Source organism: Vibrio sp. 10N.222.52.C12 (genome assembly GCF_041474215.1).
Taxonomy (GTDB): Bacteria; Pseudomonadota; Gammaproteobacteria; order Enterobacterales; family Vibrionaceae; genus Vibrio; species Vibrio crassostreae_C.
This window is the reverse complement of sequence record NZ_JBFRTR010000015.1, coordinates 1-10,735: the sequence shown is the minus strand read 5'-3', so window position 1 is coordinate 10,735 and position 10,735 is coordinate 1. Positions and strand designations below refer to the sequence as shown.

Here is a 10,735-nt window from a genome sequence, read left to right as displayed (position 1 = left end):
AAAGCCGCGATGAACCTTTCGAAATCCATGATCAGTTAAGTCATGGACTTCGAAATTCTTTAAGAAAGTGCTTACTGCTGACTCCAATTATCAGCTTCGATTTTCGCCAGCGCTTTTGCTGCTTTTTGAAGTGCGGGCAAGAATTTTATTGCTTCATCCGGTTTCACTCGAATCACAGGTGCTTGGATCGCTAGGCCTAGGTTTGATTGACCAGTTGGTGAGGGTATCAGCACAGCGATACAGACTAAGCCTGGTAAAAACTCTTCATCATCAATAGCAAAACCTTGGATTTTCGCTTCTTCAATGTCTTTCTCTAGAGTCGAATAGTCGGTAATCGTGTTCACGGTGTATTGAGTCAGCGGCACGTTTTCAATTAATCGTCTGCGCTGCGACTTAGACATGTGTGCTAAAAACAGTTTGCCGGTAGCCGAGCAGTGCACGGGAACGCGAGAGCCGGGGTGCAGGTGAAAGCGAAGGGGGGCTTCAGTTTCGGCACGATCGAGATAGATGATTTCGCCACTTGAAAGAGCGGTCAGGTTACAACTCTCACCGACTTCTGCTCTCAGGTTCTCAAGGATAGTGCGTCGCGCGCTGTGCATGGTGCTATTCAAAAGTAGGTTTTCGGCAAGTTTTCTGAGTCGAATACCTGAGCTGTAGTGCTTTTCGTCGCCATCTCTTTGAATGATGCCCGCCGCTTCTAACTGTTGAAGCATTCGGTGCAGCGTGGGTTTTGGCAATCCGGTCTCTTCGACTAAACCTTGCAGAGAAATAAACTCGTCTTTTTGCGCTATCACCTCTAATAGTGCAAAAAGTCGGAGGGTCGGTGTATCCCCTTGAACTTGCGGTGTTTCTGTTTGCATACAGTGATTCATCCTTGCGATATGTCTATGCCTAAGAGTGTACATACTAAATCATTATTCTTCAATTATCTGAATAAAATTTGACCTTTTTTGTTATTCCAATAATATAAATATAAATTATGGAACAATTAATCTCAATAAATGGAATTTAAAGATGAAGGCGATTGAACGGATTATTGATAAAGCTCATTTAGATCGTAAGCGCGTTGTTTTGAGTGAAGCGGAGGACCCGCGAGTGCTAGCTGCTGCAAGAATAGCAATCGACAAACAGCTCGCTCACATCACCCTAGTCGGGGACGAACCAGCGATCATCGCTGCTGCAGAATTACATCACATTGATCTTGTGGGCATTCACATTGTCTCCCCACAAGCGTCATCACTCAAAGAAGTCCTCGCTGAGCGGTTGTATACATTAAGAAAAGCGAAAGGTATGACTTACGATGATGCGCTAGAGCTGGTTCTAGACCCACTCGTTTTTGCCAATTTGATGGTCAGAGAGGGGCTGGTGGATGGCACAGTTAATGGTGCGGTTTATACCACGTCTGATGTCGTGCGAGCTGCGCTTCAGATTATCGGCCCCGCGCCAGACAGTGAATTGGTGTCCAGTTTCTTTCTGATGATGTTGTGTGAGCCTTTCCATAATCTTAAAGGCGGTATGATTTTCAGCGATTGTGGTTTGGTGATTAACCCCACTGAAACCGAGCTGGCATCGATTGCCGTGGCCGCATCAAACAGTGCTCAAACGCTACTGATGGAAGAGCCTAAAGTAGCGATGCTGTCGTTTTCGACCAACGGGAGTGCCAAACACGAATCGGTCGATAAGGTTCGTAATGCGGCTCAACTCGTAAAACAACGTTGTCCCGGAATCGCCGTCGATCAGGATGTTCAACTCGATGCCGCGATTGTGACTGAGATTGCCGCGAAAAAGCTGCCAGATTCAGAGGTGAAAGGTCAATCGAACGTGTTGATATTTCCCAATTTAGAAGCAGGTAATATTGGTTATAAGCTTGCGGAAAGGTTAGGCGGGGCAGTTGCGATTGGTCCACTGTTACAAGGGTTGAATCAACCTGCGAATGACTTATCAAGAGGGTGTTGCGCACAAGACATCTTTAATGTGATCGCGGTGACTGCCGTACAAGCGCAGCAAGGGAAAGTGTCTAGCTCTAAGGCTGATACTGAAGCTGATGTTGAAGAAAAAGAAGAATCAGAATTTGAGTTCCGGTATTAACATCTAGCTCTCGTATCTAGTACTCAGATTCAAATCAAACCCAAAACAACCTAATTAGGATAGCTAATGGAGTTACCTGTTTTACTCGCCATTCTTACCACTATTGCGGTGGGTACCTATTTTCAAACTGTCATCGGATTTGGCCTCGGTATCATCGTGATTGGTTTAACGGTTAGCCTTAATCTGGTTTCCTTACCCGTTATAGCTGCTGTGGTCAGTATTGTGACTTTGTTCAATTGCTTGGTTGCATTGATGGGTAAGCCACTGCTTGGGGAACTCAAGATTCTGGTGGTGTTGGTCATCGGTATTATTCCCGGCGTTTCGATGGGGGTGTACTTGCTGGACGAGTTAAGCGATTCGGCAACGCATATTCTCCGAGGACTATTGGGTGCGATGGTGCTATTCGCAGGTCTGAGCTTTATGTTCAAACCTAAAACCAGAAAGGATCGCTCAGCAACCGTATGTTTTCTTGTCTCAGGCTTTAGCTCTGGGTTAGCGGGTGGGTTGTTTGGGATGGCAGGTCCACCGATTGTTTATCATCTCTATCGGCAACCTTTTTCTCTCGATCTGGTGCGAAGCACACTGCTGATGGTGTTCGCTTGTACGTCGATGTCACGTACGGTCAATGTCTACGCTGCAGGCGACATGGAACAGAGCATACTGTGGCTATCTGCTATTGCTGTTCCCTTGGTGGCGCTTGTCACGATGTTTGCTCGACGTTTCCCACCACCGTTGTCCAATGATCAACTCAGAAAGCTGGTGTTTATTGTGTTGATGTTGATTGGTGGGTACTTGATGGCGGTCTCTGCATGGTCGTTGTTTGGCTCTTCGTAAATCATTCTCGACAAAGGAGGCTAGTGAGTCGCTAGCCTAAGCTTCCCTGTTTAAACACGCTTCAGCATCTCAAATACGCTCTTAGATAATCCAAATAAGCAGCTCTCCTGCACATCTAAGGTGATGTTACTGCGGTAGTACGGACTCAAATCCACTCCCATCCCCACGCCATGAATCTCAATTCCGTTTTTGATCGACTCACGTTCAATCACTTGTTTGAGGTGGTTATCCAAATAGAACTGATCGTTGGCGGTGCTGGTGGCGGTATCCATCGGGCAGCCGTCTGAGAACACGATTAAAACCTTTCTTTGTGCACTGTGCAGTTGCAACCGCTGACTAGCGAACTGCACCGCTTCGCCATCAATCCCCTCTTTAAAGATGTCTGCTTTACGAAGACTCGCAATGCCAAGGCGAGATCGTCTCCAATGCGTATCAAAATCCTTAAACACGATGTGCCGAACTTCGTTCAAGCGGCCTGGGTGCTTTGGTTGGCCTTGTTTAAGCCACTGTCGATAGACCTTGCCACCATTCCAGTTGTTGGTAGTGAAGCCAATGATCTCAAATGGGATATGAGCCAATCCTACAGATTTGAGAATCGTATCCATCAACAAACTTAACTTGTGACTGTGCTTTTGCATAGAACCTGAACAATCCATCAAAAACGTGATGGCACATTGATGAGATGCGCCGATGTCAGGTTGATAAAAGACAGTGCGATCTAATGGCGAAGTGATGAGCTTGGTGATGGTAGTGGCGTTAACAATGCCTTCTTCTAAATGGTCCTGACGTCGGTTCCTCTGTGGCGTGGCAACAAAACTAGTGAGCATAGCGGCCAAACGGCGAGTGTTTACTTGTCTCGCCATGATGTCATCGGTGAGTTTCTGTCTCAGTTCGAGTGATAGGGCGCGCCTGACGAGTTTGTCTGCGGCGATGACTTGATCAAATTCTGAATTAAAGACCTGATAATTCGCGCCCGAAAGCTCGAACACCTTACTACTGCCTGTGATGTCAGTATCGACGTCTTGATCTTGAATGTCGCCATCAACGATAAGCGCAAGTTGCGCAAGGATCTTGATGTCTTCTTCAACGGTTGGCGTGGGCGAGTTATCGCTCTCTTGCTCTTGGTTGATGAGCTCTTGTGCAAGGGCTGCCAACTCGTTGGCGCTGTGTACAAATGACTCTTGGTCGGTTCTATGTTGCTTTAAGTGCTTCAGGCTATGCCCAAAAGTAGGCACGATGCCGGCGCGAGTCGATTCAATGGTTTCAGCGATAGGTTCAGAAACGGGAACACCAGTTAAACGGGTGTGGATGACTTGCATCAGAGTAAACAGCAACATGCCGATTCGTGATTCGGTGAAGCCATTCTGATGATATTGGCCGCTCCAATACGCAAAGTTGAATTGGATGCTAGTGGTCACGCCTTTTAGATAAGGTGGGACTTGAGATTCAACTCGAACCTGTTCGCAGAAGTCGTAAAGCAGACGTTCGACTTCGTTTTTCGGTCGCAATGAGTAATGAAGAACAGCATCTGAAAGCAAGAGTCGTAATGCCGATGAATCGATCTTGCCTTGCATCGAAAGCTTGCTGTTTCTAAGCTCATGGCGAGAAACAAAGGTGAGATCGTTGGTGTGTGCAGACTGGTAATAACAGGGGCTATTGCCTTTATAGAGACGTTCTCCCCGATAGTTCAGATTGAGTTCGCCACTGATTGCTCTGGCGACAGACACACCAATATCGAGGATCTTTTTCTGCTGAGAAGAAACATTGGCCATGGTTTACGACTCCGAGTGCGAATAGTTTTGAGTATGCACTTCCAAGGCTTCACCAAAGCAACGGAAATAGTATTCGCTAACCAGTTCTTTCTCTTCGTCTTCACAGCGATTTAAGAATGAAAGCCTAAATGCCGTCGCTACATCGTCGAATATTTGGATGTTTTCAGCCCAAGTGAGCACTGTTCGCGGAGACATCACAGTCGAAAGGTCGCCAGCCCGAAACCCGTTACGCGTTAATCTTGCGGTTGCGATCATTTTCTCGGCCAGTTGTCGGCCACTTTCATTATTCAGTTGCGGAAGCTTAGATAACACGATTTTGGTTTCATGTTGTGGGTCTAAATAGTTGAGCGTAGCGATGATGTTCCATCTATCTAACTGACTGTGGTTAAGCACTTGAGTACCCGAATACAAACCTGAAAAGTTACCCAAGCCAAGCGTGTTGCAGGTAGCAAACAGGCGGAAAGAAGGGTGAGGTGTGATCACTCGGTTTTGTTCTAAGGAGGTGTATTTGCCGTCTTGCTCTAATAATTGCTGAATCACAAACATCACGTCAGGGCGACCAGCGTCGTACTCATCCAATACCAGTGCGATGGGTTGTTGAATGCTCTGAGGAAGAATGCCTTCTTTAAACTCAGTCACCTGCATTCCGTCTTTAATGACGATGCTGTCTTTACCTATGAAATCCAATCGACTCAGGTGTCCGTCTAGGTTGATCCTCAAACACGGCCAATTCAATCTCGCGGCAATTTGTTCAATGTGAGAAGACTTGCCCGTCCCGTGCGTACCTTGTATTAGCGTGCGGCGATTGGAAGTGAACCCCGCCAATATGGCCAGCGTCACTTCAGGATCAAAACAGTAGTTAGGATCGATTTTTGGCACATACTCTCCCGCATGTTCAAACGCCATCACCGTTAGGTTGCTGTCGATGCCAAAGCACTCTCTTACACTTACTTGTCGCGTTGGTATCAATTCCGACTCTTTCATCATTCTTCCCTCTATATAACCCATTACTTGTCGCAGCTATTGCGCTATGTCGTCGATTATTAACAGCTCAACCTAAGTTAACGGCACTTTTTGTACTAAAAACTACCAATAATGTGATTCAGTTTTATTAATTAGAATGAGTTGTTCCAATTTAATATAAAAAGTTGACGCGCAAAAATTCTACTACTAAGGTGAAATTGAATTCGAAAAAGAGACAATTCATTCCGAAAAATGAAATTTTGATTAACTCAAGGAGAATGGAAGAATGAGCGAGCAAGAAAAACGTACGGTTGTTTCCGGCACAGTAACAATGACACCATCAGAAGCGTTCGTTGAAACTATGGTTGCTAATGATGTTACCGACATGTTCGGCATCATGGGGTCAGCATTTATGGACGCAATGGATATCTTTGCTCCTGCTGGCATTCGATTGGTCCCAGTAGTACACGAGCAAGGCGCTGCCCACATGGCAGATGGTTACTCTCGTGTATCTGGTCGCCACGGTGTGGTTATCGGGCAGAATGGCCCAGGTATCAGTAACTGTGTAACAGCAATTGCAGCTGCGTTCTGGGCACATAGCCCGGTCGTGATTGTGACGCCAGAGACAGGCACTAAAACAATGGGCTTAGGTGGTTTCCAAGAATGTAACCAGCTTCCAATGTTCCAAGAGTTTACTAAGTATCAAGGACACGTAACGCACCCAGATCGTATGGCGGAATACACAGGTCGATGCTTCGACCGTGCGATGAGTGAAATGGGTCCAACTCAACTGAACATTCCACGTGACTATTTCTACGGTGAAACTCAAACCGAGATCCCTCAACCAGCACGTTTAGACCGTGGCCCAGGTGGTGAAAAATCTCTGAACGAAGCGGCAGACTTGATTGCTGAAGCGAAATTCCCAGTCATCATTTCTGGTGGCGGCGTGGTAATGGCTGATGCCGTTCAAGAGTGTGCGGCACTGGCAGAACGACTAGGAGCACCCGTAGTAAACAGTTACCTACACAATGACTCGTTCCCTGCTAGCCACCCATTATGGTGTGGTCCTCTAGGCTATCAAGGTTCGAAAGCAGCAATGAAGTTGATGGCTCAAGCGGATGTGGTTATTGCTTTGGGTACACGTCTTGGTCCATTTGGTACGTTGCCTCAACATGGTATGGACTACTGGCCGAAGAACGCGAAAATCATTCAGATTGATGCCGACAACAAGATGCTAGGTCTGGTTAAGAAGATTTCAGTTGGTATCTGTGGTGATGCGAAAGCAGCTGCGGTTGCTCTATCTGAAAGATTGGAAGGCCGTGCATTGTTGTGTGATGACAATAAAGGCGCTCGTCAAGACACGGTCGCAACAGAGAAAGCACTTTGGGAAAAAGAGCTTGATGAGTGGACACACGAACGTGACTCGTTCAGCTTGGATATGATTGAAGAAAACTCACACGAGACTCCGTTCTCTGGTGGTGAATACCTTCACCCGCGCCAAGTATTGCGTGAGCTAGAAAAAGCGATGCCAGAAGACGTAATGGTCTCAACCGATATCGGTAACATCAACTCGGTGGCAAACAGCTACTTACGCTTTGAAAAACCACGTAGTTTCTTTGCGGCAATGAGTTTTGGTAACTGTGGTTACGCGTTCCCGACCATCATTGGCGCGAAAGCAGCAGCACCTCATCGCCCAGCTATCTCTTATGCAGGCGACGGTGCGTGGGGCATGAGCCTGATGGAAACCATGACATGTGTTCGTCATAACATTCCAGTGACAGCCGTGGTATTCCACAACCGTCAATGGGGTGCAGAGAAGAAGAACCAAGTCGACTTCTACAACCGACGCTTTGTTGCCGGTGAGCTAGATAACCAAAGCTTTGCTGAAATCGCACGAGCAATGGGCGCTGAAGGTATCACGGTTGATAAGCTAGAAGATGTAGGTCCAACCTTGCAAAAAGCCATCGACATGCAGATGAACGAAGGCAAAACAACCATCATTGAAATCATGTGTACTCAGGAGTTGGGCGACCCGTTCCGCCGAGATGCGCTATCAACACCGGTTCGTTTCCTAGATAAATACAAAGATTACGTATAAGTCGTAGGAAGTTTGTCCGGCCACGGTATTTTCGAGAGTGTTAGAGAAAGTGCAATCGAGAATGTGGTCGGGCAATATTAACGGGTATTGGCAATGTACTTAAGTGAATACCGGCAACCCGTATTTCAATAATCCTTAGTCAAACGTTAGAACATGAATTAAATGGCTGTGGTACATATAAGTGGTTTTAGTTATATAAACTTTGTCGTTCCTTATTAATCGACCCTTAGCTAATTGCTCCTTAGTTAATGGTTTTATAACTGTTAGTTATTGATGAGGATATATGGCTATTGATAAAGACATATACCTATTGTCATTTTTAAAATCATTCGTAACGATACTGATTAACCATGATAGTTAATTTTTAATTGTAATAAATTTAAATTAAGTGACCTATTACATGCATGCTGTGAACAATAAGCGTTATATAAGCTCACTCGAAGAGCTGTATAAAATAATTAATTCATTAATGAATGAATGCAGTGACCAACGTGGTTTGATGTATAACGTGTGTGATTATGAAAACAGTAATCTAATGCCAAGTTTAGGCCGTTCCAATCGTAAGAACATACGCCGTGTCGAACAAGAGTTGCTTTCAACAGTGAGGGTTTACGGTGGTCACTCGCTGAGTTCTAACGACATAAATGACTGGTTATTGATGTGTTTAGCCAAAAAGCAGGGCTTTCCCACCCGTTTACTGGAATGGACCGATAACCTGTTAAATGCGCTTTGGTCGGTGTGTCACAGCCAAAGTAAAGACTGCATAAACATAATTAAAGCTATTGATTATCAGTGGGTTAGTGTTTTTAGCTCGCCGTGTAATATCAACAAAACTCAGATATTTAATGTGGCGGATTGCGATCAGCAAGAGCCGCGCAAGGACAAGTGGTATTCCATTCACCCATTTAAGGAAGGTGGCAATGATGCCATTCAGCCTTTGTATGATGAGAAAGAGTATTCAAACGGTCTAGTGTCCGTTCATATTCTTCCATCAGTGAAAGTAAACCTGATAAAGGAGTTAATATCCATGAATGTTTTAAATGAACCGACAGAGTATGTCGAAGAGAAACTAACGGATTTAAAAAACGAAGCACATGCAGATAACAACCAAGTCATAAATAAAGGTGACGGCAATATTGAATTGCAAGTTAATACTCATGATCGTCAACTTGAACAGTATGGTCGAAAGTATCATCAAGACTTTGATTTCGACTAAAGGCTAACACGTTCTAATTTAATTATACCTCTTATGTCGTCAGTGAAAAGTTGATTAAATAAAATTAGAACACTAATTAATTTATAAAAAGATGAAATCTGTGAGCTTAGAGATTGTTTATAACCTAACTCGAAGTTAGAGTGATGAACCTTGTTATCAAGTTGTTAAATTTTCACAGATCTAGTTTAAACACTCTAATAAAAAAGTGGCGCAAAGCTACTGAAATTTAAACCAATAACGAAAACATAAAGGATTCTGGAATATGAATATGCAAACCAATGCAGCGACATTCGTGCTGGAAAACCAAGTCGATACCGCTTTTTTACAGTCTTTCAGTGATGCGTGGAATAACCATGATATTGAAGCACTCATGTCTTTCATGACAGAAGATTGTGTATTCCACACGGTGGCAGGAGAAGGCTTGCTTGGAAACACTATCGAAGGGTACGAAGCGGTTCGAAATAGCTTTGAATTGGTTTGGCAGAACTTTCCAGATGCAGCCTGGAGCGATCCTGTCCACTTTGTGTGTGGAGACCGCGCGGTAAGCGAATCAACGTTCTCTGCGACTAACCCAGATGGCACCGTCATCGAAGCTCGTATGGTTGATGTGTTTACCCTGAAAGATGGAAAAATCAGCGTAAAAATCTAAGCCCTGACGATAAACCGATTCGCACTGAGATGTTAAATCTAGCCAAAGAAAATGGTCGTGGCGTTTACACCTATCGATGGTTAAATCCGCTGTCGAGCAAAGTGGAAACTAAGCACACTTACTATCGAGTTATCGACAATAAGTTGGTTGGGGTGGGTTATTACACAAATTCAAACAACACGTAAACGCGTTTCTACGGAACCCTCAACCCAGTTAAATAAAGGGCTGGGGGCTCGAAATGCCGGTTTGTGTAAAAAAGCAATTTAGTAAAATTCACACTGTGTAATTTTTGTTGTGAAATTGTTTCAAAAATAACAGTAGTATGAAAAACATGGAAACCACACAGTAAAGAACAATTTTGAAAAGGGTCTATTGGGATGTTTGACCTAAATGAAATTTAAAGCCGTACGAGGGATAGACTATGAATATGCTGACACTAGACAAAACAGAACTTCACAGAAACCATTCAACTTTTATTGCTGAAGCTGTCTTTGCCGTCGAAATGGTGAAAGCAGACAAGCAACTCGAAAAGCAGAAAATGGCGAAACAGTTGCTTGATACTCTATTCCCTCTCGAGTCTGGTTCTCACGAAGATGTAGTGAGCTACGAGATCGATTACCGACACGTTCAGGTTTACTTCAAGAATGGCGAACATACTGGACTGAAACGCGCTAAACACTTTGTGGCTTACACAGGTGATAAATCTAAGCCTTCAGCAATCCTATTCCGTGATGAAAGCGGTACGCACGTTGAAGTGACAATCGGCGCTCGTAAAGGCACAGGCCGTCTGGAGCTGGTTGATATTCAAGATATCCAATTAGAGACGTGCACCACGTTTGGTCAAACTGAGGCGAGCCGTTCTTCTGGCATCCGTCACTGGGTGAGCTTAGTAAAAGGCGATGAAAGTGGCCGCCCGAATGCATCAAGTGAAGACAAAGAGTTCACGGCGAAAAATGGTGAAGACTATAACCTAGGTTTTTGCTTCGCCATCTAATGTACTGTCTTTGAAATGTACAGTGCTGCTCTGCTAGACGTAGCACTGACATTTGAATACTGATTTCTCTTTTACCTTTGGTAATTTCCCCGCCCCTATAGCGGTAATGCCGTTCACTTAA

The 10,735-nt window shown here is 44.8% G+C and carries 9 protein-coding genes and 1 pseudogene; 7 read left to right on the top strand and 3 right to left on the bottom strand.

The genetic code is table 11. The features are described 5' to 3' along the window. Nucleotides 1-71: 71 nt before the first annotated feature. On the bottom strand, nucleotides 72-860 hold the full coding sequence (locus AB4623_RS03370; RefSeq protein ID WP_017065657.1) for an IclR family transcriptional regulator: 789 nt from the start codon (nucleotides 858-860) through the stop codon (nucleotides 72-74). Between the two features lie 154 nt (nucleotides 861-1,014). Here AB4623_RS03370 and pta point away from each other — a divergent pair, with 154 nt between their 5' ends. Then, on the top strand, nucleotides 1,015-2,088 hold the full coding sequence (gene pta / locus AB4623_RS03365; RefSeq protein ID WP_372145759.1) for a phosphate acetyltransferase: 1,074 nt from the start codon (nucleotides 1,015-1,017) through the stop codon (nucleotides 2,086-2,088). Between the two features lie 66 nt (nucleotides 2,089-2,154). Next, the gene (locus tag AB4623_RS03360) at nucleotides 2,155-2,922 is read left to right on the top strand and encodes a TSUP family transporter (protein WP_372145757.1); all 768 of its coding nucleotides are present in this window, start codon (nucleotides 2,155-2,157) and stop codon (nucleotides 2,920-2,922) included. Between the two features lie 50 nt (nucleotides 2,923-2,972). Here AB4623_RS03360 and AB4623_RS03355 read toward each other — a convergent pair whose 3' ends face one another. Next, the gene (locus AB4623_RS03355) at nucleotides 2,973-4,694 is read right to left on the bottom strand and encodes a cobaltochelatase CobT-related protein (RefSeq protein ID WP_372145755.1); all 1,722 of its coding nucleotides are present in this window, start codon (nucleotides 4,692-4,694) and stop codon (nucleotides 2,973-2,975) included. Nucleotides 4,695-4,697: 3 nt separating this feature from the next. After that, complete coding sequence (locus AB4623_RS03350) at nucleotides 4,698-5,681, bottom strand: AAA family ATPase (RefSeq protein WP_372145753.1); 984 nt, start codon at nucleotides 5,679-5,681, stop codon at nucleotides 4,698-4,700. A 262-nt stretch (nucleotides 5,682-5,943) separates the two neighbouring features. Between AB4623_RS03350 and xsc the strand changes: the two genes are divergently transcribed. The 5 genes and pseudogenes from xsc to AB4623_RS03325 all read left to right on the top strand — a co-directional run bounded on the left by xsc (nucleotide 5,944) and on the right by AB4623_RS03325 (nucleotide 10,614). After that, nucleotides 5,944-7,755 (top strand): sulfoacetaldehyde acetyltransferase, encoded by a 1,812-nt coding sequence (gene xsc, locus AB4623_RS03345; RefSeq protein ID WP_372145752.1) that lies wholly within the window; start codon nucleotides 5,944-5,946, stop codon nucleotides 7,753-7,755. Between the two features lie 400 nt (nucleotides 7,756-8,155). Further along, nucleotides 8,156-8,971: an FRG domain-containing protein gene (locus tag AB4623_RS03340; protein WP_372145751.1), complete on the top strand. Its 816-nt coding sequence runs from the start codon at nucleotides 8,156-8,158 to the stop codon at nucleotides 8,969-8,971. A 262-nt stretch (nucleotides 8,972-9,233) separates the two neighbouring features. Beyond that, nucleotides 9,234-9,620 (top strand): nuclear transport factor 2 family protein, encoded by a 387-nt coding sequence (locus tag AB4623_RS03335; protein ID WP_372099863.1) that lies wholly within the window; start codon nucleotides 9,234-9,236, stop codon nucleotides 9,618-9,620. Next, nucleotides 9,614-9,805: pseudogene (locus tag AB4623_RS03330) on the top strand (hypothetical protein); the annotation flags it as partial. The gene AB4623_RS03335 and the pseudogene AB4623_RS03330, both read left to right, overlap by 7 nt. Nucleotides 9,806-10,041: 236 nt before the next feature. Further along, entirely contained in the window at nucleotides 10,042-10,614 is a 573-nt protein-coding gene (locus AB4623_RS03325) for a malate synthase (RefSeq protein ID WP_017059967.1), read from the top strand. Nucleotides 10,615-10,735: the final 121 nt, after the last annotated feature.